The organism is Nocardioides sp. YIM B13467, assembly GCF_042788075.1.
Taxonomy (GTDB): Bacteria; Actinomycetota; Actinomycetes; order Propionibacteriales; family Nocardioidaceae; genus Nocardioides.
The window spans coordinates 2,844,163-2,865,640 of sequence record NZ_JBHZPJ010000046.1 but is presented as its reverse complement, the minus strand read 5'-3'; the positions used below and the strand labels follow the sequence as shown (position 1 = coordinate 2,865,640).

General features: G+C 69.9%; 23 protein-coding genes. 10 read left to right on the top strand and 13 right to left on the bottom strand.

All coding sequences use genetic code 11. From position 1 onward, the window contains the following. Window positions 1–10: 10 nt before the first annotated feature. From ACFX43_RS20815 to ACFX43_RS20805, 3 genes are read right to left on the bottom strand one after another with little or no spacing between them, the layout of a single operon-like run. Window positions 11–523 (bottom strand): DUF3830 family protein, encoded by a 513-nt coding sequence (locus tag ACFX43_RS20815; protein WP_378834099.1) that lies wholly within the window; start codon window positions 521–523, stop codon window positions 11–13. Beyond that, the gene (locus tag ACFX43_RS20810; protein WP_378834097.1) at window positions 520–1,971 is read right to left on the bottom strand and encodes an amidase; all 1,452 of its coding nucleotides are present in this window, start codon (window positions 1,969–1,971) and stop codon (window positions 520–522) included. The genes ACFX43_RS20815 and ACFX43_RS20810 overlap by 4 nt, the downstream gene beginning before the upstream one ends. Beyond that, window positions 1,968–2,963 carry a D-2-hydroxyacid dehydrogenase gene (locus ACFX43_RS20805; protein WP_378834095.1) on the bottom strand — a complete coding sequence of 332 codons (996 nt, stop codon included), beginning with the start codon at window positions 2,961–2,963 and terminating at the stop codon, window positions 1,968–1,970. The genes ACFX43_RS20810 and ACFX43_RS20805 overlap by 4 nt, the downstream gene beginning before the upstream one ends. A 95-nt stretch (window positions 2,964–3,058) precedes the next feature. On the opposite strand from ACFX43_RS20805, the gene ACFX43_RS20800 reads away from it, so the two are divergent. From ACFX43_RS20800 to ACFX43_RS20785, 4 genes are all read left to right on the top strand, one after another. After that, a complete protein-coding gene (locus ACFX43_RS20800) occupies window positions 3,059–3,769 on the top strand; it encodes an aspartate/glutamate racemase family protein (protein WP_378834092.1) in 711 nt (236 codons plus the stop codon). Further along, window positions 3,766–4,485: a maleate cis-trans isomerase gene (locus tag ACFX43_RS20795; protein WP_378834089.1), complete on the top strand. Its 720-nt coding sequence runs from the start codon at window positions 3,766–3,768 to the stop codon at window positions 4,483–4,485. The genes ACFX43_RS20800 and ACFX43_RS20795 overlap by 4 nt, the downstream gene beginning before the upstream one ends. A 170-nt stretch (window positions 4,486–4,655) precedes the next feature. Further along, on the top strand, window positions 4,656–6,029 hold the full coding sequence (locus tag ACFX43_RS20790) for an MFS transporter (protein WP_378834086.1): 1,374 nt from the start codon (window positions 4,656–4,658) through the stop codon (window positions 6,027–6,029). 163 nt (window positions 6,030–6,192) lie between these two features. Beyond that, the gene (locus ACFX43_RS20785; protein WP_378834083.1) at window positions 6,193–6,849 is read left to right on the top strand and encodes a GntR family transcriptional regulator; all 657 of its coding nucleotides are present in this window, start codon (window positions 6,193–6,195) and stop codon (window positions 6,847–6,849) included. Here the strand turns inward: ACFX43_RS20785 and ACFX43_RS20780 are convergent. Then, on the bottom strand, window positions 6,846–7,661 hold the full coding sequence (locus tag ACFX43_RS20780) for a helix-turn-helix transcriptional regulator (protein ID WP_378834079.1): 816 nt from the start codon (window positions 7,659–7,661) through the stop codon (window positions 6,846–6,848). The two genes, ACFX43_RS20785 and ACFX43_RS20780, sit on opposite strands and share 4 nt — an antisense overlap. A 94-nt stretch (window positions 7,662–7,755) precedes the next feature. Between ACFX43_RS20780 and ACFX43_RS20775 the strand changes: the two genes are divergently transcribed. Next, window positions 7,756–9,183 carry an aldehyde dehydrogenase family protein gene (locus ACFX43_RS20775; protein WP_378834073.1) on the top strand — a complete coding sequence of 476 codons (1,428 nt, stop codon included), beginning with the start codon at window positions 7,756–7,758 and terminating at the stop codon, window positions 9,181–9,183. 54 nt (window positions 9,184–9,237) lie between these two features. Here the strand turns inward: ACFX43_RS20775 and ACFX43_RS20770 are convergent, their stop codons facing one another. Continuing rightward, window positions 9,238–10,704, bottom strand: a complete 1,467-nt coding sequence (locus tag ACFX43_RS20770) for an NAD-dependent succinate-semialdehyde dehydrogenase (protein WP_378834069.1) — start codon at window positions 10,702–10,704, stop codon at window positions 9,238–9,240. 107 nt (window positions 10,705–10,811) lie between these two features. Between ACFX43_RS20770 and ACFX43_RS20765 the strand changes: the two genes are divergently transcribed. From ACFX43_RS20765 to ACFX43_RS20755, 3 genes are read left to right on the top strand one after another with little or no spacing between them, the layout of a single operon-like run. Next, window positions 10,812–12,065, top strand: a complete 1,254-nt coding sequence (locus ACFX43_RS20765; RefSeq protein ID WP_378834062.1) for an aspartate aminotransferase family protein — start codon at window positions 10,812–10,814, stop codon at window positions 12,063–12,065. Between the two features lie 16 nt (window positions 12,066–12,081). Beyond that, a complete protein-coding gene (locus ACFX43_RS20760) occupies window positions 12,082–12,267 on the top strand; it encodes a hypothetical protein (protein ID WP_378834058.1) in 186 nt (61 codons plus the stop codon). 43 nt (window positions 12,268–12,310) lie between these two features. Beyond that, a complete protein-coding gene (locus ACFX43_RS20755; RefSeq protein WP_378834054.1) occupies window positions 12,311–12,958 on the top strand; it encodes a GNAT family N-acetyltransferase in 648 nt (215 codons plus the stop codon). Between the two features lie 3 nt (window positions 12,959–12,961). Here the strand turns inward: ACFX43_RS20755 and ACFX43_RS20750 are convergent, their stop codons facing one another. The 3 genes from ACFX43_RS20750 to ACFX43_RS20740 are packed head-to-tail and all read right to left on the bottom strand — an operon-like array spanning window position 12,962 to window position 15,710. Next, a complete protein-coding gene (locus tag ACFX43_RS20750) occupies window positions 12,962–13,738 on the bottom strand; it encodes a DoxX family protein (protein WP_378834050.1) in 777 nt (258 codons plus the stop codon). 35 nt (window positions 13,739–13,773) lie between these two features. Continuing rightward, window positions 13,774–14,886 carry an FAD-dependent oxidoreductase gene (locus tag ACFX43_RS20745; protein ID WP_378834046.1) on the bottom strand — a complete coding sequence of 371 codons (1,113 nt, stop codon included), beginning with the start codon at window positions 14,884–14,886 and terminating at the stop codon, window positions 13,774–13,776. A gap of 53 nt (window positions 14,887–14,939) precedes the next feature. Beyond that, window positions 14,940–15,710 (bottom strand): polysaccharide deacetylase family protein, encoded by a 771-nt coding sequence (locus ACFX43_RS20740; protein ID WP_378834042.1) that lies wholly within the window; start codon window positions 15,708–15,710, stop codon window positions 14,940–14,942. Window positions 15,711–15,799: 89 nt separating this feature from the next. Here ACFX43_RS20740 and ACFX43_RS20735 point away from each other — a divergent pair, with 89 nt between their 5' ends. Beyond that, window positions 15,800–16,216: a hypothetical protein gene (locus ACFX43_RS20735; protein WP_378834039.1), complete on the top strand. Its 417-nt coding sequence runs from the start codon at window positions 15,800–15,802 to the stop codon at window positions 16,214–16,216. Window positions 16,217–16,250: 34 nt separating this feature from the next. Then, a complete protein-coding gene (locus ACFX43_RS20730) occupies window positions 16,251–16,637 on the top strand; it encodes a nuclear transport factor 2 family protein (protein WP_378834036.1) in 387 nt (128 codons plus the stop codon). A gap of 6 nt (window positions 16,638–16,643) precedes the next feature. Here ACFX43_RS20730 and ACFX43_RS20725 read toward each other — a convergent pair whose 3' ends face one another. The 5 genes from ACFX43_RS20725 to ACFX43_RS20705 form a co-directional block, all read right to left on the bottom strand. After that, window positions 16,644–16,955 carry a hypothetical protein gene (locus ACFX43_RS20725; RefSeq protein WP_378834033.1) on the bottom strand — a complete coding sequence of 104 codons (312 nt, stop codon included), beginning with the start codon at window positions 16,953–16,955 and terminating at the stop codon, window positions 16,644–16,646. 156 nt (window positions 16,956–17,111) lie between these two features. Further along, window positions 17,112–17,948: an META domain-containing protein gene (locus tag ACFX43_RS20720; RefSeq protein WP_378834031.1), complete on the bottom strand. Its 837-nt coding sequence runs from the start codon at window positions 17,946–17,948 to the stop codon at window positions 17,112–17,114. After that, complete coding sequence (locus ACFX43_RS20715) at window positions 17,948–18,253, bottom strand: hypothetical protein (protein WP_378834028.1); 306 nt, start codon at window positions 18,251–18,253, stop codon at window positions 17,948–17,950. The genes ACFX43_RS20720 and ACFX43_RS20715 overlap by 1 nt, the downstream gene beginning before the upstream one ends. Further along, entirely contained in the window at window positions 18,250–19,722 is a 1,473-nt protein-coding gene (gene nhaC, locus ACFX43_RS20710; RefSeq protein ID WP_378834026.1) for a Na+/H+ antiporter NhaC, read from the bottom strand. Before nhaC ends, ACFX43_RS20715 begins: the two co-directional genes overlap by 4 nt. A gap of 397 nt (window positions 19,723–20,119) precedes the next feature. Next, window positions 20,120–21,382, bottom strand: coding sequence for an alpha/beta hydrolase family esterase (locus ACFX43_RS20705; protein ID WP_378834023.1), 1,263 nt, complete (start codon window positions 21,380–21,382; stop codon window positions 20,120–20,122). Window positions 21,383–21,478 lie beyond the last annotated feature (96 nt).

Genomic DNA, 21,478 nt, shown 5'->3' with positions numbered 1-21,478 from the left:
TGCGCGTCGCCTACGGAGCGTCCTCGTGGGAGCGCGCGAAGGTGAGGATCTCGTCGGTGGCACCGTTCATCCAGACGTCCTGACAGGCTTGCGCCATCGCCTCGAGTCCGTCGACAACAGTGCCGAAGACGTTGCCCGGCACCCAGCCCTGATCGCCGTTGATGAGCAGGTTGTTACGGCCGTAGAAGAGGGCGAGGTCGACGATCTCGGTCAGCTCTCCCGGGCCGCGGTCCTCCGGGTAGCCGTAGGACGGGTTGCCGAGGTCGTCGGCGGAGAAGGCGAAGTAGCACAGGTCACCGGGGATCGGGGTCACCGTGGTGTTCTCCTTGCCGGGCTCCTTCGCGGCGAAGGCGGGCACCAGGTTGTAGATCTCGTTGCGGGCGTACTTGCCGTGGAAGACCTGGCCGCTGAGCGGCAGTGCGTCCCACACGGCGCCGGCGGTGCGCGGGGCCTCCTCGTCGAGCAGCCGGGCGAGACAGGAGACGCCGCGGCGCTCCAGGGTGACGGTGATGTAACGGCTCATCGGGCTCCTCGAGGATTGTCGACAGGTCGGACGAACAGCTCACCGCTGGCCCGCTCATAGGCCCGCGCCGCTCGCAGCACCCGGGCGTCGTCGTGGCGGGCGCCGACGATCTGGAGGCCGACGGGCATTCCCTCCTCGGTGATGCCGCAGGGCACGCTCGCCGCGGGCTGCTGGGTCATGTTGAACGGGTAGGTGTAGGGCGTCCAGCTCGGCCACCACTGCGAGGGCCAGCCCTTGGGCGCCTGCAGACCCCGCTCGAAGGCGGTGATCGGCATGGTCGGGGTGACCAGCAGGTCGTACGTCTCGTGGAACCGCCCCATCAACCGGCCGAGGTCCATCCGTACCGCGGTGGCGTCCAGGTAGTCGGCCGCGGAGCCGCGGCCCTTGGTCTCGATGCCTTCGCGCAGCAGCGGGTCGATCTTGCCGATCGCGCCGGGGGGATAGGCGTCGAGCACCTTCGCCGCACCGCAGAACCAGAGCACCTCGAACGCCTCCACCGGGTCAGCGAAACCGGGATCGATCTCCTCGACCTGGGCGCCCTCGGACTCGAGCACGGTGACTGCCTCGCGGACCAGCCGCTCGACCTCCGGGTCGTTCTCGGCGTACCCGAGCGTGGCCGAGAACCCGATCCTCAGCCCTTCGACACCGTCCTCGAGACCGGCCAGGAAGGAGGCTTCCGGCGTGGGCATCGCCGACCAGTCGCGGGAGTCGAAGCCGGCGACGACGTCGAGCAGCGCCGCCGCGTCGGTCACGGTCCTGGTCATCGGGCCGGCGTGGGAGAGGGTGCCGAAAGGGCTGGCGGGATAGAGCGGGATCAGCCCGTAGGTCGGCTTGATCGTCACCGTGCCGGTGAAGGAGGCCGGGATCCGGACCGAGCCGCCGCCGTCGGTGCCGAGCGCCCACGGGCCCATGCCGAGACCGACCGCTGCCGCGGCGCCACCGCTGGAGCCGCCCGAGGTCAGGCCCGGGTCCCAGGGGTTGCCGGTGGAGCCGTAGCGGAGCGAGTCGGTGACGCCCTTCCAGGCGAACTCGGGAGTCGTCGTCTTCCCGGTGATCACCGCCCCGGCCTCGCGCAGCCGCGCGACCGCGGGAGCGTCCTCGAGCCACGGGCCGGCCTCGTCGATGAGCCAGGTGCCGCGGACTGTCGGCAATCCGGCGGTCCACAGGATGTCCTTGACCGACGTCGGTACGCCGTCGGCGCTGCCTCGCGGCTGCCCGGCCCGCCATCTCTCGGTGGACGCGGTCGCCTGCGCGAGCGCGCCGTCGGGGTCGACCCGGACGAAGGCGTTCACCGCGGCGTCGCGCTCTTCGATCGTGTCGAGCACCGACCGCGTCGCGTCGAGCGGGGTGAAGGCGCCCGAGCGATAGCCGGCCACCAGCTCGGCGGCGGTCAAGGCGCTGAGCTCGGATCCGGACGCGGTCATCGGGTCGGTCATCGGGTCGGTCATGGCCTCTCCCCCTGCTCCGCGACGACGAAGCCGCGGTGCTTGTCGACGACGTTCAGCAGCGGCTCGCCGCTCAGCCAGCGCCGGGCGTTGTCGACGAACTGGTCCGCCAGCGCCTCTCGCCAGCCCTCGTAGTCGCCGGACATGTGTGCCGAGACCGCCACTCCCGGCATGGTCCACAACGGGCTCTCGGCCGGCGGCGGCTCGACCTCGAAGACGTCCAGGGACGCCGCCTCTATCGGGCCGTCACGGAGCGCGGAGACGAGCGCAGCCTCGTCGACGATCTGCCCGCGCCCGACGTTGACCAGGTGGCTGCCCGGCTTCATCGCCGCGAGCACGTTCGCACTGATCAGGCCACGGGTCTCGTCGGTCAGCGGGGCCGTGACGACGACGTGGTCGGCCCAGCCGACGTGTACGGCCAGGTCGGCGCTGGCGACGACCTCACCGAAGTCGGGATCGCCGCTGCGAGCGGTGCGGCCGGCGCCGCGTACGTCCATCCCGGCCGCGCGCAGCAGCCGGGCCGTCTCGCGACCGATCGCGCCGGTGCCGACCACGAGCGCGGTCTCGGCGCTGATCAGCCGAGTCTCGCGGCGCAGCCACTTCCGGGCCGACTGCAGGTCATGGCTGAGGTGGATGTCCTTGGCCACGGCCAGGATCGAGCCGAGCACGAACTCCGCCATCGCCCGGTCGAAGATCCCGCGGGCGTTGGTGACGACCACGTCGGAGGCGACCAGCTCCGGGAACAGCAGCTTGTCGACCCCGGCGGCGGCGACATGGAGCCAGCGCAGCGAGCCGGCGCTCGGCCAGGCGTCACGGACGGCCTCGGAGAAGTAGTCCCACAGCAGCAGCGCCTCGGCTCCGCGAAGCGCTTCGGCCAAGCCCGCGGCATCGGTGTAGGTGAGCTCGGCATCCGCCTCGAGGCGCTCCATCCCGGCGGGTCTGCCGCCGTCGGGCGGACAGAGGACCGTGATCGCGGGGCGCCGGGACGTCTCCAAGAAAAATCCTCCGTCGCATCGACACACCTCCGCAACAATCCGAGACTACGCTAGGAGAGCCGATTGCAGATTGTCAACAATCCTAGCGAGGTGCGATGTCCCCGACAGTACGCATCGCCGTGGTCGTTCCCCATGACATGGTGCTCGACCACGAGCTGTGGCGGTGGGCCCCGCCCGACACCAGCCTGCTCTTCAACCGGACGCCCTACACCGACCGCGCGGTCACCCTCGAGATGGCCGAGGAGATCAGCGAGACCGCGGTCGTCGAACGGGCCGTGCGCGATCTCGCGGCCGCCGAACCCCACCTCTACGTCTACGCCTGCACCTCCGGCAGCTTCGTCCACGGCCGGCACGGCGAGCGGCGGCTGACCGCGGCGATGAGCCGAGCCGGCGATGCTCCCGCGATCACCACCTCCGGCGCCGTGCTGGAGTCGCTCTCCACTCTCGGCGTCTCCCGGGTCGCGGTCGCCACGCCCTACGACGTCGCTCTCGCGGGCCGGTTCGCCGGCTTCCTCGCCGAGGCCGGGGTCACCGTGGTGAGCGCCGGCGACCTCGGGCTGGGTCACCACATCTGGGAGGTGCCCTACGAGACCACGCTCGAGCTCGTGCGGGCAGCCGACACCGACGCCGCCGAGGCGGTCGTCGTCTCGTGCACGAACCTGGCGACGTACGACATCATCGGCCGGCTCGAGGCCGAGCTCGGGAAGCCGGTGATCTCCGCGAACCGGGCGACCATGGAGGCCGCACTCCGGATGGTCGGACGCACCCCGCCGGCCGCCGAGGATCTGTGGGGGCATGCCTCATGACCCGGCCACCGGTCATCGGGCTGCTCTATCCCGGCTACGCGGCCGAGGACGACTTCCCGGCGCTCGAGAACGCGCTCGGCGGTGCGATCTGGCTGCCGTTGGTCCACACCTCCATGGGCCGCGACGAGCACACCGTCGAGGCTCTCCTCGACACCGGCTCCGCGGACAGGCTCGCTGCGGGTGCCGACGCGATCGCGGCCCACTCCCCCGACGCGGTGATGTGGGCGTGTACGTCGGGCAGCTTCGTCTACGGCCGGGACGGCGCCGCGGCCCAGGCCGCCGCGATCAGCGAGCGGCTGGGCGTCCCCGCCTCGTCGACCTCGATCGCCTTCGTCGAGGCGGCCCGAGCCCTCGGGCTCGAGAATGTCGCCGTCGCCGCCTCCTACCCCGAGGAGCTGGCCGGCCACTTCAGCACCTTCTTGGCGGCGGGCGGAATCGATGTGGTCTCCTTCGGCGCCAGCGGGATCTTCACCGCCGTCGACGCCGGCCGTCTGGGCCCGGACGAGGTCTTGGAGATGACCTTGGCCGTCGACGTTCCCGAGGCCGAGGCCGTCCTCGTCCCCGACACCGCGCTGCACACGCTGAACTGCATCGATGCCTTGGAGAAAGCCCTCGGGAAACCGGTGCTGACGGCCAACCAGGTGACCGTCTGGGAGGGCCTGCGACTCGCCGCGGCGCTCCGCCCCCTGCCCGGGCTCGGAGCCCTCTTCAGGTAGCGTCGAGGCTTTGCATAAACCTCCCGTCCCACCCCGCGCCACCTTCAGCGCGCCCTAGCCAGGGCGCACAGACAGCGCTAACGTGGCGCAAATTGTTGACAAACCTACAGTCGACACTGCGGGTCAAAAGCGGTCCCCAGCCATCAATCACACCGAATAGGTGAGAAGAAATGTCAGGAACCCCAACCATCCCCTCCAACGAGGCACAACCCGACAAATCGAAGCTCCGAAGAGCCATCACCGGCTCAGCGGTCGGCAATGCCACGGAGTGGTTCGACTACGGCGCCTTCGCCTACGTCGCGACCGAGATCACCGCCAACTTCTTCCCGGAGTACGGCTTCGCCGGCACGGCGCTGACCTTCGCGATCTCGTTCATCCTGCGACCGCTCGGCGGCCTCTTCTGGGGCCCCCTCGGTGACCGCATCGGGCGCCAGCGCGTCCTCGCGATGACGATCATCCTGATGGCCGGCGCGACCTTCCTGGTCGGCTGCCTGCCGACGTACGACTCGGTCGGCGTCTGGGCCGTGGTCCTGCTCGTGCTGCTCCGGGTCATCCAGGGATTCTCGACCGGCGGCGAGTACGGCGGCGCCGCGACCTACATGGCCGAGTGCGCACCCGACAAGAGGCGCGGGTTCTACGGCAGCTTCCTGGAGTTCGGCACCATCGTCGGCTTCACCGCCGCCATCGCCGTCGTCTTCATCACCGAGAAGAGCATCGGCCAGGAAGCGATGACCGAGTGGGGCTGGCGGATCCCGTTCCTGATCGGTGGTCCGATCGGCCTCATCGGCCTCTACATCCGGACCAAGCTCGAGGAGACCCCGGTCTTCCAGGAGCTCGAGACGCAGGACGCCGTCGAGAGTGGTGCGGGCGCCGCGCTGAAGGAGCTCTTCGCACTGTTCTGGAAACCGATCCTCACCCTGATCGGCCTGGTCGCCGCGCTCAACATCGCCAACTACACCCTGCTCGCCTACATGGCGACCTACCTGCAGGAGGAGGCCGGCTTCAGCAGCTCCGACGCCGACCTGCTGGTCATCTTCGGACAGATCGCGATGCTGGTCTTCCTGCCGATCGCCGGAGCGCTCTCGGACAGGGTCGGCCGCAAGCCGATGTGGGGCGGCTCCTTCATCGGGCTGATCGTGCTGTCGGTCCCGATGTTCCTACTGATCGGCCAGGGCTTCTGGCCGGCGGTCCTCGGGTTCACCGTGCTGGGCATCGTCTACGTCGCCCAGCTCGCGACCATCTCGGCGACCTTCCCGGCGATGTTCCCCTCGCAGGTGCGCTACGGCGGCATGGCGATCGGCTACAACATCTCCACCGCCGCGTTCGGCGGCACGGCCCTGTACGTCAACAACGCCCTGATCGGCGCCACCGGTGACGTGCTGATGCCGGCGTACTACATGATCGCCGGATCCGTGGTCGGCCTGATCGCGCTGTTCTTCGTCGTCGAGACGGCCGGCAAGTCGATCCGGGGCACCGAGATCCCGGGTACCCCGGAGTCCGAGGCGGAGCTGGCCGAGCTCGACAGCCTCGACAAGACCGTCTGACCGACATCCGCGAACGAGCGCGCCGGGTGCGTCCCGCGTACCCGGCACGCTCGGTCGATCCGCTCACTGCCGGACCGGCCACATGCAATGATTGTCAACAATCAAACTCTTTCTCGATGACCTATCGGAGACCACGTTGACAGTGACATCGAGCTTCGAACCCGTGCACAGGGAGTCGACGGCCTCGGTCATCGCTCGCCAGCTGCGCACGGCGATCATGGAGCGCACCCTGCAGCCCGGTGCACAGCTGAGCGAGACCGCGCTCTCGGCCCAGTTCGGCGTCAGCCGCGGCCCGCTGCGCGAGGCGATGCAGCGCCTGGTCCAGGAGGGCCTGCTCCGCAGCGAGCCCAACCGCGGGCTCTTCGTGATCGAGCTCGACGAGGCCGACATCCGAGACATCTACGTGGCCAGGACAGCCGTCGAGGGTGCCGCCGCCACGATGATCGCCAAGGCACGGGTCCCCGCGGCGCTGCGCGAGCTCCGCGCTGCCTGCGACGCGATGACCAAGTCGCTCGAGCTGGGCGACCCGGCGGCGCTGAGCGATGCCGACTTCCACTTCCACGACGTGCTCGTGCAGTGCTCCGGGAGCCGGCGCCTGGCCCGGATGCACCAGACCCTGATCGTCGAGACGCGGATGTGCCTGACCGCGCTGGAGGGCACCTACCAGCAGCCGCTCGAGCTGGTCGAGGAGCACAACCAGATCGTCGACGCCATCGAGGCGGGCGACGTGAAGCTGACCCTCAAGCGCGTCGAGCTGCACATGGACGAGGCGCTGCGGCGCCTGATCCACGCCGAGGACAACGACGAGGGCTACGTCTAGACCCGCGACAGCATCCTGAGTCGACGCTCGCTCTCACTCCCGGGCTCGGCCGTGAAGACTGTCAGAGCCTGGGGTCGATCGGGGTCGTGCAGAGTCTGGCCGTGCAGCTCGATCTCGCCGACCTCGTCGTGGATCAGGCGTTTCGCGTCACAGTAGGGCCCGACCACCGGGTGATGGCTCCACAGCTCCTCGAACTCGGTGCTCGAGCGCCGCAGCGCGGTGATCAACGCGTCGGCGCGGGGACCCATGCCGGACGCGGCGGCCCGCGCGAGCTGGGCAACCAGTGCACGGCTATGGGCCGGATGATCCTCGGGGGGCGTGCGCTGGCGGGCCGCAGGGTCGGTGAACCACCGATAGGCGCGGCTGCGCATCATCCCGGAGTAGCGGGTTTCGTCCCCGAGCAGAGCGACCGCCGCGGGAGTCTGCAGGAGGGTCTCGCCGACCTCGTCGACGACGAGAGCCGTCTCATCCTGGAGCCGGTCGAAGATCCGCCGCAGTCCCGGGCTGATCCCGTGTTCCGGGTCGGCCGGACGTACGGCTGGATGGCCCGCCAGGCGCTGAAGGTGATCGAGCTCGTCGGAGTTGAGATGCAACCCTCGGCCGATGGCCGCGAGTACCTGTGCTGACGGCACCGGGCCACGCGGTTGCTCGATGCGGGTGTAGTAGTGCGTGGAGATGCCACTGAGCTCCGCGACCTCGTCGCGCCGGAGTCCTGGCGTCCGGCGGTGGAGTCCCCTGGGAATTCCGACGTCCTCTGGTTGAAGCGCCTCGCGGCGCGTGCGCAGAAACTCTGCGAGTCGTACGCGATTCACATCGTTCCAACAACCGCACGCCACCTCTTACTCCCCTCCAGCCTTGTCATGACCGGGCATGGATGGGGTCCGCCGGACGAAGCACCGTGGTGGCATGACAAGCATCGACCTGACCTATGACGTCCCCGGCCACTGGGTTGCCGGCACCGTCGTCCACACGACCACCACGATGGAGATCGTCAGCCCTGTCGACGGACGCGTGGTCGCCACCGCTCCGCTCGGCACGGCCGCCGACGTCGACCGGGCGGTCGAGGCCGCTCGTACGGCACTTCCGGGTTGGGCCGGCCTCGGCCCCGCCGCCCGAGCCGATGTGCTGCGAGCCCTCGCGGACCAACTGAGCGCTCGCAGCGAGCGGATCGCTCACGCCATCTCGACCGAGATCGGCGTGCCGATCGGGTTCTCCCGGCTCGCGCAGGCGGCGTTCCCACCATTGGTGACCAACGCAGTCGCCGCCCTGGCAGCCGAGATCTCGTGGGAGGATCGGGCCGGCAACGCATTGCTCGTCCGTGAGCCCGTTGGTGTCGTCGGCGCCATCACCCCGTGGAACTTCCCGCTCCAGCAGGTCGTGACGAAGGTCGTCCCGGCGCTGCTGGCCGGCAACACGGTGGTCCTCAAGCCTGCCGAGACCGCCCCGCTGACCGGGCCGATCCTGGCCGAGGCAGCAGCGGCCGCCGGGATCCCGGCTGGCGTGCTGAACATCGTCTACTGCACGGGGAGCGTCGTCGGCGAGGCCATCGCGGCGCACCCTGGCATCGACATGGTGTCGTTCACGGGCTCGACGGCCGCGGGCAGGCGTGTCGCAGCGGTCGCGGCCGACACGGTCAAGCGAGTGGGGCTCGAGCTCGGCGGCAAGACCGCAAGCATCGCGCTCGACGACGCCGACTTCGACGAAGTGGTCGCCGAGACCCTGCAGTACGCCTGGAGCAACAGCGGTCAGGCCTGCGGCGCCTGGACGCGGCTGCTCGTCCCGGCCGCACGACACGACGAGATCGTGGCGAAGCTGCGCGAGGCCGCCGCCGAGTACACGGTAGGCGACCCTGCCGATGAGGCGACCCGACTCGGGCCGGTTGCATCGGAGGCCCAGTGGCAACGGGTGAACGGCTACATCGAGAAGGGTCTCGCGGAGGGAGCCGAGCTCGTCGTCGGCGGGCCTGGACGGGTGCCCGGCCTGGAGGGCGGTGCGTTCATCCGCCCGACGATCTTCGCGAACGTCGACCCGGACTCGACGATCGCCCAGGAGGAGATCTTCGGACCGGTGCTCGTCGTCATCGACTACACCGACGACGACGATGCGGTGCGCATCGCCAACGGCACGCCGTACGGCCTCACGGCGGCGGTGTTCGGGAGTCCCAGCCGAGCTCTCTCGATCGCAGGGCGGCTCGAGGTGGGCCAGGTCCACGTCAACGGTGGGGCGTTCACGCCGCTGGCGCCTTTCGGTGGACGCAAGCAGTCCGGGACCGGCCGCGAGATGGGCAAGGCCGGGATCGAGGAGTTCACCGAGCTGAAGGCGATCCTGCTCTGACGTGGCCATGCCTGCGCCCCGTTACGGGGCGCAGGCATGGGCCAGGTCCTCGGCTCACATCGCGATCCCGACGTACTTGGTCTCGAGGAACTCCTCGATCCCGGTACGCCCGCCCTCCCGCCCCAGCCCCGAGGCCTTGACGCCGCCGAAGGGCGCGGCGGGGTTGGAGACCACGCCCTGGTTGAGCCCGACCATGCCGGACTCGAGCGCCTCGGCGACCCGCAGGCCGCGGCGCAGGTCGTTGGTGAAGACGTAGTTGACCAAGCCGTACTCGGTGTCGTTGACCGCCTCGACCACCTCGTCCTCGGTGTCGAACGGCGTCAGCGGCGCGACCGGCCCGAAGATCTCCTCGCTGCCCATCTTCGCGGAGGTGGGGACGTCGGTGAGCACGGTCGGCGGGTAGAAGTAGCCGGGACCGTCAGGAGCGGTGCCGCCGGTCAGCACCCGGGCGCCGCCGGCCACCGCGTCGTCCACGAGGGTCTGCACCTTTTCCCTGGCGGCCTCGTCGATGAGCGGCCCGACGCGTACGCCCTCCTCGACGCCACGACCGACGGGCAGCTCGGACATCGCCTTGGCGAGCCGGTCGCCGAACTCCTCGATGACCGAGCGTTGTACGAAGATCCGGTTGGCAGCCGTGCACGCCTCCCCCGTGTTGCGCATCTTCGCGGCCATCGCGCCCGCGACCGCCTCATCGATGTCGGCGTCCTCGAAGACGACGAAGCCGGCGTTGCCGCCGAGCTCCATGGACGTACGCAGCACCTGCTCCGCGCTCTGGGCGAGCAGCACCCGCCCGACCGCCGTGGAGCCGGTGAAGGAGAGCTTGCGGATCACGCCGGAGCGCAGCAGCGGCTCGGTCAGCTCACCTGGCCGGGACGTCGGCAGAATGTTGACAACCCCCTGGGGCACACCGGCCTCGCGCAGGATCTCGCCCAGCGCCAGCATCGAGAGCGGCGTCTGTTGGGCGGGCTTGATGATGCTCGCGCAGCCGGCCGCGATCGCCGGCCCGATCTTGCGCGTCCCCATCGCCATCGGGAAGTTCCACGGCGTGATCAGCAGCGCCGGCCCGACCGGCTGCTTCGTGATCAGGAACCGGGAGCCACCGGCGGGCGCGGTCTGGTAGCCGCCCTCGATCCGCACCGCCTCCTCGGCGAAGTGGCGGAAGAACTCCGCGGCGTACGCGATCTCGCCCCGCGCCTCGGCCAGCGGCTTGCCCATCTCGAGCGTCATCAGCAGCGCGAGGCCCTCGATCCGCTCGTGGAGGAGGTCGAAGGCGGCCATGAGCATGTCGGCCCGGGCGCGCGGCGCGGTCGCGGCGAACTCCTTCTGCGCGCCGGCCGCGGCATCGAGTGCGCGGCGGCCGTCCTCGGGGGTCGCGTCGGCGACCGCGCAGAGCACCTCCCCTGTCGACGGGTCGAGCACGTCGAAGGTCGCGCCGTCGCCGGCATCCACCCACTGACCTGCGACAAGAAGCCCCTTCGGCACCCCTGCCACGACCCGTGCCTCGTTCGGTTCTCCGCCCATCCCGCATCAGCCTCCAAGGTCAGCATTCGACTGTCCTACTGACAGCCGTCGAACGCTCGCCTACTGTAGTAGCCAGTCGGATTGTCGACAATCAACAGGAGTTCACGGTGGCCAAGCTCTCCCCCATCCTCAAGCAGGCAACTCCGGTCGTGGCGGCTCGCGGCGAAGGCGTCCAGCTCTTCGACGAGGACGACCGCCGCTATCTCGACTTCACCGCCGGCATCGGCGTCACCAGCACCGGCCACAGCCACCCGAAGGTCGTCGAGGCCACCCAGCGCCAGATCGCCAACCTGGTCCACGGCCAGTACACGACGGTCAGGCACCGCCCGCTCCTCGACCTCGTCGACCGCCTCGGCCCCGTGCTCCCCGCCGGCCTGGACAGTCTCTTCTTCGCCAATTCCGGCTCGGAGGCCACCGAGGCCGCGATCCGGCTGGCCCGGCAGGCCACCGGCCGCCCCAACATCGTCGTCTTCCACGGCGGCTTCCACGGCCGGACCGTCGCGGCGGCCTCGATGACCACCTCGGGCACCAAGTTCCGCGCCGGCTTCAGCCCGCTGATGGCCGGCGTCGTGGTCTCCCCCTTCCCCGACGCACCCCACTTCGGCTGGCCGCAGGAGCAGGCGACCGAGTTCGCGCTGCGCCAGCTCGACTACACGCTGCAGACCCAGAGCGCCCCGGCCGACACGGCCGCGTTCCTCGTCGAGCCGGTCCTCGGCGAGGGCGGCTACGTCCCGGCTGATCGGGCCTTCCTCGACGGCCTGCGCGAGCGCGCCGACCGGCACGGCATCCTGCTCATCATCGACGAGGTCCAGACCGGCTTCGGCCGCACCGGCGAGTTCTGGGGACACGACCACTTCGGCTCCCGTCCCGACATCATCATGACCGCCAAGGGCCTGGCCTCCGGGTTCCCGCTGTCCGCGATCGCGGCGAGCGAGGCGCTGATGTCGAAGGCCTGGCCCGGATCACAGGGCGGCACCTACGGCGCCAACGCCGTCGCCTGCGCCGCGGCCCTGGCGACCCTCGACGTGATCGAGGAGGAGGGCCTGGTCAAGAACGCCGCCGAGCGCGGCGCCGAGCTCCGCTCCGCGCTCGAGCAGGTCGCGAGCAAGCACGAGGCGATCACCGACGTACGCGGCCTCGGGCTCATGCTCGGCAACGAGTTCCGCACCCCCGATGGCCAGCCCGACGGCGACACCGCCGCCGCGGCCCAGCAGGAGGCTGCCCGACGTGGCCTGCTGCTGCTCACCTGCGGCGCCTGGGGCCAGGTCGTGCGGTTCATCCCCGCCCTCGTCGTCGACTCCGCCGCCATCGACGAGGCCGCCGGCCTCTGGGCCCAGTCCGTCGACGCCGTCCTCGGCTGACCGCACGGATCACACGATGACGTACGACCTCGAGCGACTGCTCCGCTGGGAGCAGGCCGGCGCGACCTGGGAGGCGATCTGGCCGCGCGCCGGTGAGGTGACCATCGTGCTCTGCACCTGCGACAGCGGCGAGGAGGTCGACCGCTACACCTCGGCGGCAGCCGACCTGCTCGACCACGTGAGGAGTCACTCCGCGGGGTGATATCCGGTTGCCCGCGGCGTACGCGCTCTCGAATGATGGCCGGATGACTCCGACCGAGGTGTGGCCGCTGCTCGGCCTGGTGATCCGGACTCCACGCCTGGAGCTGCGGCTCCCGACCGACGTCGAGCTCGCCCGGCTGGCGCAGGTCGCCTTCGATGGTGTGCATGAGTCGGCGCAGCGGCCGTTCCTGACCCCGTGGGCCGAGCGGCCACCACTGGAGCGGGCCCGCCACGTGGTGCAGGGCGCCTGGTCGAGCCGGGGTGACTGGAAACCCGGCGACTGGAGCCTGGGCCTGACCGTCTTCCTCGACGCGCAGCCGATCGGGGTCGTGTGGGTCTCGGCGACCGAGTTCGCCGAGCGCCGCGAGGTGAGCACCGCGTCCTGGCTCGGTCTGTCTCACCACCGCCGCGGCTACGGCACCGAGGCCCGCCTCGGCGCCCTCACCCTGGTCTTCGACCACCTCGGCGGCGCCTACGCCACCTCCGAGGCCTTCCCCGACAACGCGGCCTCGGTCGGCGTGTCGACCAAGCTCGGCTACCAGCCCGACGGCATCTCCCGCGACGTACGCGACGGCGAGGTGCTCGTCTCCCACCGCCTCCGGCTCGGCCGGGAGCGGTGGGAGCTCAACGACCGCAGCGAGATCGAGGTCAGCGGCCTGCAGCCGTGCCTGCCCCTGTTCGGCGCCGCCTAGGACTCAGCGCAGGAAGCAGAACACGAAGACGGCCACGCACAGGACCAGCGACAACGTGGCGTTGAGGACGAGGTTGCGGCCGATATCCCGAGCCCGGATGTGCGCGGAGACGGCGCACACGAAGTAGACGATCAGCGCCGCGCTGGTCAGCGCTCCGACGTACGGCACCCACAGCCCGGAGATCAGGCCGGCAGTGGCGGCGATCTTGACCCACGGCATCACCGGCCACAGCGCCCGCGGCAGCCCGACATCGGTGAAGCACTGGGCGATGAAGCCGACCGGCTTGAAGCACATCGCCGCGTCGCCGATCTGGATCACCGCGAGCAGCACGACCGGCCACCACAGGTCCGGACGATCGTTGACGTACGCCTCGACCACCCCGCCGAGACGATGTCCTGAGCCTGTCGAAGGGTCGTCCTGCTCGGCCGCGTACATCCCGGTGCCGACGAGCGTGGCCAGCGAGAGCGCGAGACCACCGACCGCACGGCCCAGGCTCCGGTCCCCCACTCGCAGGTGCGCCCCGATCGCGAGCACGAAGAAGACCACGAACCCGGCGGCGGCGACGATCCCGACCGCCGGGACCGCGAGACCGACCAGCAGGCCCAGGAAGCCCAGGCCGTACGACGTCCCGATGGGGAACCTCAGCCATTCCATCGGCACCGAGAGCCGTTGGGCCTCGCTCACCGGTATCCGGTGACCGGTCAGGTTGAGCACCGCCCCGCCGAGCGCGGCGATCGAGGCGATGAGGGTCAGGGTGAGATAGGTAGCCGTCATGGCCATCCAGACACCGGCGGCCGCCCGGCTGTGACGCGGACCTACCGGCTCAACAGCCCCGCGATCGCGCCGAGCCCCGCGAGGCCGGCGTCACGGACCGCCACCACCGGGCCGTTGTCGACCTGGCCGAGCACTCCGACCAGCCGAGACGCCCGCACCAGCCGCTGGGTCACGGGCCGCCGGGTGCGGTCGTAGGCCACCAGCGCACTCTCGACGCGGGCGTGGCCGGCGAGCTGCGCGGCCAGGACGGCGGCGTCCTCGATCGCGGCGCAGGCACCCTGGCCGAGGTTGGGGGTGGTCGCGTGCGCGGCGTCACCGAGAAGCACGACCCGCCCGTGGTCGAACCGCTTCAGCGGCAGCCGCAGATCACAGATGTCTCCGCGGAGTACGGCGCTCGGCGGCGTCGCCGCCAGCAGCTGCGGAATCGGCTCGTGCCAGTCGCCGACGAGGGCGGTGACGTCGGCGTGGTGGTCCCCACCGGTCTCCCCCGCCGGCCGGTTGGCGGTCACGAACCAGTAGGTCCGGCCGTCCACCAGCGGGACATAGCCGACGCGCACCCCGGTCCCCCAGGTCTCGCCTCCCGTGCTCGACGCCTCGCCCGGCACCGGCTCCGCGGTGACGCCGCGGTAGGCGGTGTAGCCGGCATAACGTACGTCTTCGCGCTGGTGCAGCTCGTTCCTGATCGTGCTGCGGATCCCGTCGGCGGCAACCACCACGTCGGCCGGACCCCGGGCGTCGACGTCGTCGAGATCGGCCAGACCGGTGACGGTCACTCCGGTGCGTACCTCGATCCCGTCGCGCGTCTCCAGCTCGCTCACCAGCGCCTCGTGCAGCCGGGCCCGATGCACCATCACCGGGGTCCGCTCGGCAGCATCGGGACCGATCTTCGCCAGCCAGCGCCCGTCGGGCCGCCGTAACCCCGCCTGGATGGCCGGCCGGGTCCCGTCCACGAGCCGATCCGCGACCCCGAGATCGGCGAGGATCTTCCACGCCCGCGGCCAGATCGAGAGGCCGGCGCCGACCTCGCCCAGCTCCGGCGCGCGTTCCAGCACAGTCACCTGCCACCCCACCCGGGAGAGCGCGAGCGCCGCGGTGAGCCCGCCGATCCCCGCACCGACCACCAGGGCACTCCGGCTGCTCGTCGATCCACTCACGACGCGAATCTAGCCGACGTCGACGGCCCGTGCCCGGGCCGAGGCCGAGCCACCTACGCCCTGGGCGTCCAGTCCGCGCCCGGGATGCCGCCCTGCGGCAGGGTGAAGGTGTATCCCTCGGCAAGCTTCTCCGGGAGCACCGTCTCGATCGCGTGGACGGTGTTCTCGCGGTTGCCGCCACCGTCGTGGGCCAGGGCCACCGCGCCGGGCTGGATGGCCGCCCGTAGGTTGTTCGTCAACGTCCTTTCGGACAGGTCGTTGCCGTCCCAGTCGAAGATCACGTTGCCCAGCCCGAGCGGCTGCATGCCGAGGGATGCGGCGACCTCTCCGGTGTTGCCCCAGCTGCCGTTGGGAGCCCGGAAGTAGGGCACCTTCTGAGCCGGGTTTCCCAGCACCTCCCGGATCGTCGCGAGGTTGGCCTCGAGATCCCGCTCGACCTGGGCGTGCGGCCAGCTGCCCATGTCGGCGTAGGACGTGGAGTGGTTGCACAGCGTGTGGCCCTCGGCGACGATGCGCCTCAGGATCTCGGCGCCGCCAGGGGCGGTGATGTTCTGGCCGATGACACAGAACACCGCGGTCACCTCGTGAGCCGCCAGGATGTCCAGCAAGCGATCCGTCTCGCCGGGGTTCGGGCCGTCGTCGAAGGTGAGGGCGGCAACGTTGCCCGTGCCCCTGGCGGCGGCGAGCGGCGTCGACGTCGGACGGACTGCGCCTCCCGGCACGAACCCGGGGTCCTGGCTGCGCTGCCAGTCGCTTCTCTTCTCCGCCGTGGTGATCTCCTCTCCCCTCTCCTTCGAAATCGTTATCGAAAACGATCGAGGCATGGCTGACCCGTGTCAAGGGCCGAGTCGTTCTCGCAAGTCTGAGTACTCGCACTCATGCGCCCCGCAGCCCGATCAGAGAGGCTGGAGACATGAAGCTCCTCGTACGCCTCGCCGTGATCCTCGGCGGCAGCCTCCTGTTCTCGATCGTGATGACCAACCTCTTCCCGACCGAGGACGCGAACATCGGCGCCGGCCTGATCTACTTCGTACTGCTGCTCACCGTCTCGGGAGTCTGGGGGCTGTGGGACGGCCATCACGCGAAGGCCCTCCCTCCGGTCTTCGTACGCTGGGCGCTGATCGCCGGCGTGGTCGGGCTCAGCGGCCCGTTCCGGATCTGGTTCGAGGAGGGTCGCGACTTCGGCGTGCTGTGGAGCGACCTGTGGAACCTGACCCCGTTCCTCGCCGGCCTCGTCCTCGCCCCCGCCGCGGTCGGAATCGGCATCGGCTACGCCCTCAACAGCGGTCGGAGGCTCGCGCGGAGCACGCCGCACCACCCGTCCCTCTAGGCTCTCCCCAGCAACCGACCCAGGAGGAGCCCAGATGACCACCTTCCGCGAAGCGATCGAGGCCAAGGACATGGACGCAGTGGAGGCGATGCTCGCCGATGACGTCGTGTTCACCAGCCCGGTCGCGTTCAAGCCCTACCCCGGCCGGGCGATCACCGCCGCGATCCTGCGCGCGGTGGTGAAGGTGTTCGAGGACTTCACCTACGTCCGCGAGATCCACGACGGTGCCCACCACGCCTACGAGTTCACCGCCAAGGTCGACGGCCTCGATCTCAACGGCTGCGACTTCCTGACCTACGACGCGGAGGGGAAGATCGTCGACTTCAAGGTGATGGTCCGCCCGCTGCGTGCCGCCGAGGCCCTGGCCGCCCGCATGGGCGAGCAGTTCGAGGAGATCAAGGCCGCCGCGATGCGGGGCTGAGACCGGCTACTCGGCCGGTCGGCCCTCGCGCCGCTCCTGCTGCCGCTGCTGTGCCTCGGGCAGGAACTTCAGGCACGGCGCGTCCGCCTCAGGGTGCTTCTGAATGAGGTGGAAGATCCATCGGTCCATCGCCGCCATGAAGCCGTTGTCCTCACCGGAGCGGTAGGTCGCCCACTTGATCCGGTCCCTGACGACACACTCCGTGCAGGTGATCTTGTAGACGAACTGCTCCTGGGCGTCGAGATCGATCCTCACCGTGGCCAGGGGCCCGGCCTGCGAGGCGGCCTTCCGCTCACGAGCGGACCTGCTCGCTGTCATGCTGCACCTCGTTCTGGTCGGGAGATGAAGCGTACGTCAGCTACGCCGGACAGTTCGCCGCAGCACCCTCCCTTCTAGGCTCTCTCCCAACGGATTGCTGTCATGGCCGCGTCGTGCCTCCGTATGTCGGGTTGTTCATGGGCTCCGGCCGCCGCGTCAGCGGATCTGGAAGACGAGCCCCTTGTCACCGACGGTCACGATCAGCACGTTCCCGTCGAACTCGACATGATCGGTGGTCTGGTCGTCGACGACCGCGAGGACGGCCTCCTCGTTGAGCCGCGCGGCCCCTTGGCACCCGCCGCGTGTCACGGTGGCGGGGCCGAAGGCGATCTGGTCGTCCACGACCCGCACGGTTGTGCGTCCGCTGTTGCAGCCGGTGAAGAGGCGGGCGAGCCCATCCTGACCGACGGTCAGCCACGGGCGGCGCGTGTTCACCGGGAGCCGCGCGGTGGCACCGTCGGCGATCGTGCCGACTACCGTCCAGACCCTGCCGAGCAGGGTGTCGAGGGGTGGGGCGGAGATACTGGCGAGCTCGATCGTGACGGTTCCGTTGGTCAGGGCCAGGGTGGGCCCGTCGCCCGTGCCCTGCATACCGTCGGTGAACAGATCGGTCAGCCACCGATCTTGCTCGTCAAGCTCCGGTGAACAGGCCATCATCGAGCTGGCCGGCGGCTTGGTCCAGGCGAGCGTCCCGTCGGTCACGGCAAACGGTCCGAACAGGGTGTTGCACCCGGCCGAAACCGACATCGTGTCGTGCTCGAACGCCAGCTGGATGGTCGACCCCTCGACCAGGTCGTGGCCCTCCACCGAAGTGGACTCGTACGTCGCCCCCTCGAGGGCCGCTGCGTCCACGGCCGCCGGCGACTCGTCCGCGGTCGTGGTCGACTCGTCGCCCGACGTGTCACCGGAGCCCCCGCAGCCGGTGAGCACGCCGAGGACGAGAACGAGGACGGCCCCGAGCACCAGGACGTCCATGCTCCGCCGGCCGGGCATCAGAACGTCACCGGTTCGCGGACGATCGGGCAGGTCATGCAGTGTCCCCCACCGCGGCCCCGGTCCTGCGTGGCGAGCCCGCCGATGAGGAACTCCGCGAGTTGCTGCCCGGGCAGGGAGTCGAGGACGGCGCGGATGGCGTCGACGAGCCCAAGGCCAACCCGGTTCGGGACGATCTTGCGGTCCTGCAGCCAGCCCCGGACCCCGGGCTGAACAGTCGTCGGCCGTGTTCGCTCCGGGCCTTGACGTAGAGGAGGGCTCATCTTCGCGACGGCCGTCGGCGCCGTCTCAGTCTGCGTGCTCATTCCTTCTCCTCGAGTTGTGTCGGCCCGGTCTTCTCGATGCGGAAGCCAGTGACGCCGTACAGCACGCTCAGCGTGGGGCTGGCGTAGCAGAAGACGGCGTAAGGGAGGTACAGCAGCGTGGAGACGCCGAGAGTTGCGCCCATGAAGGCGCCGCAGGAGTTCCACGGGACGAGTGGGGAGGTGACGGTGCCGCTGTCCGCGGCGAGCCGGGACAGGTTCGTCGGCGCGAGCCCACGGCGGGCGAACTCGGCACGGAAGATCCGGCTGGGCAGCACCAGTGCGATGTACTGGTCACCGGCGACCACGTTCAGCCCGAAGGCGCAGGCGAACACGGTGAGGAACAGGCGCCCGGTCGACCGCGCGGCCCCGATCATGGGCTGCACCAGTCGGTCGATCAGTCCGAACTCCTCCAGCAACGCCCCGAACGTGACCGCCCCGAGAATCAGCCAGATCGTCAGCAGCATGCTGTCCATGCCGCCGCGTGAGAGCAGCCGGTCGACGTCGGGAATGCCGGTGGCGATCGAGAAGCCGTTTGCCATCGCCAGCCAGACCGCCTTGACCGACTCCACGACGATGTTCCCGGCGCCGGCAACGAAGTCGGCGTACACGTCGGGTTGGAGGAAGGCGCCGAGCACTCCGGCGAACAGGGTGGACGTGAGCAGGGCCATCGAGGCCGGAATCTTCCGGATCGACAGATACCCCAGCAGCACCAGCGGCAGCAGCGCGACCGGCGTGATCCAGTAGACCTCGTCGAGGCGGGACAGGTCGGAGTCGGTCTCGGCCTGGCTGACCGTGTCCGATCCGGTGATACCGAGAACCGCGAACACGACGACCGCGACGAGGAACGCCGGCACCGACGTCCAGACCTGGCGGCGGATGTGCTCGTACACGTCGACACCGGCGATCTGCGCGGTCAGGATCGTCGTCTCCGACAGCGGTGAGGTCTTGTCGCCGAGGTAGGCGCCGGAGATCACCGCGCCGGCTGTGATCTCCGGAGACACCCCGATCAGGCCGGCAATGCCGACCAGTCCGACGCCGATCGTGGCCGCGGTGGTCCACGAGCTGCCGATGCTCAGCGCCACCACCCCGCAGATGACGGCGGTGGCGACGTAGTACCAGCCCGGGGAGAGGATCTGGATCCCGTAGTAGACCAGCGTCGGGATGGTGCCGCTGAGGTTCCACACACCGATCAGGGCGCCCACCGCCAGCAGGATGAAGATCGCGCTGGTCACCGAGGCCAGTGCGCCTCGGCCGGTCTCCTGGACGGCGGCGAAGTCGTGTCCATTCTTCATCGCGATCAACGCGGCCAGCGCGCAACAGAGCAGCAGCGCCACCTGGATCGGCCCGTCAAGGGCGTCGAGGCCGAACAGCGTAAGGGCTCCGCCGATCAGGAGCGCCAGGGCCGCCAAGGGCAGGAGGGAATCGATCAAGGAGGGCTGGCGACCACCGGCGACGCGTTCGTTCGACATTGAGCTCACCCCACGGAGGGACCGGCCGGAGTGTTCTGGCGCCGCACGTTGCCGCCCTCCTTAGCGTCAGTCGCGACGACCCCGGTTGGTTGGCTGGAGCAGCTTGCTCTGCTCTCTGAGTCCGAACTGCCGAACGTCTGGTACTACCGCCCGATCGGGGACCTGATTCAGTTGGGACCGCAGCAGCCGGATCGCACGGAGCACGTCCCGGCCCTCGAGCGACCTGACGACAACAGTCGTCTGGCACCCCGGCAGCCGCGCTCGGATGGTTGCGTGGAGGACGCGACTTGCCGCACTGATTCTGTAGGCAGCATAAACCCAGTCGCCCTGAAAGTTAAGGAGCACGACCCGTCGCTGTCATGCTGCACCTCGTTCCGGTCCGGGGACGAGGTCTACGTCAGCATGTCGTGACCACGTCGAAGCGACCTCCCGCCGACTCCTGAAGGGTCGTCACGGTGGCGTCGCCCTGGCCCATGTAGTCCTCCGAGACATCGGCGTAGAACGGGTTGTAGGGGTTGGTGCCGTAGGAGTGGGCGCGTCCGGCGGCCTCGTGCTGGGCGTTGGTCGCCGAGCCGCAGTAGAGGCCCGGCTCGGTCGGCGGGTCGGTGGGCTCCTCGGTCGGCGGGTCGGTCGGCTCGGTGCCCCGCTCGACCCGGCGGTTGTTGTCGAAGAAGAAGTCCGTGACGTAGGCCGGGTAGTCGATCGAGTTCGTCGTGATGTACGAGCCACCCGGGCCGCCACCGGCGGGCCAGTTGTGTCCCATGCCGGTGTTCTGGATCAGCGACACCCGCGGACCGTTGCCGTCCGACCACAGTGTGCCGGTGCCGGCGGTATTGTTGCCGGCCAAGCCGGACAGGGCGAAGGACGACTGCGAGGCGGCACCGTAGATCCCGGCCATGACCTGGGCGTTCAGGGTGTTGTAGCCGGGCGCGACCGTGGTGTCGTTGGAGCCGTAGATCACCGAGGTGACCTGGCTGCCGAAACCGGACGAGGCGGAGCCGGCGAAGGTGCGGCAGGTGTTGGTGACCTGCGACTGGGTGACCGCCACGGAGCCGATCTGCCCCGAGGTCGTCCCGACCGAGGGCCCGGCGTTGATCCCGATCCCGGCGAACACGTCGGGCGCGAGGCAGCCCATCACCATCGTCTCGCCGCCGCCCGAGGACAGCCCGGACAGATAGACCTGGTCGGGGTCGATGTCCAGCGCCGGATCGGCGAGCAGGTCGCTGACCAGCTGGAGAAGGTTGTCGTCGTGGCGCCCCGGCGAGGTCCGGGAGTGGTTGCTGTCGTAGTAGTCCCAGCAGCCGAGGATCACGCCGCCGTTCGGTGCCGCGGGGATCGCCACGACCATCCCGCGCGCATCCGCGGTCGCGGCCCAGTTGCCGCCGTCGCGCAGGGCGGCCGAGGTCTGGACGCAGCCGTGCAGATTGACCATGAGCGCACGCCCGGCGCCGAGCGTCGGAGCGGTGCTGGGGACGTACAACTGGGTCGTCATCCCGCCCGCCGTCCTCGCCGACCACGTGCCCGCCGCGGCTGTGGACGTCTCGGCGGGTGGCGCTACCGCGACGGCTGCTCCCCCGGCCAGCACCAGGCCGAGGCCCGCGAGCGCGGCGCCGATTCGTTGCTGCCGAAGCCTGGACGAGATCCGAAACCCGAGACCCATGACCGATCCTCCTGAGCGAGACCCGCCCGCCGCCTCCCGGCAGGCAGACCGACCGTAGATGTGACGCCCGCCACAGGTCTATGTCGACGCGGACCA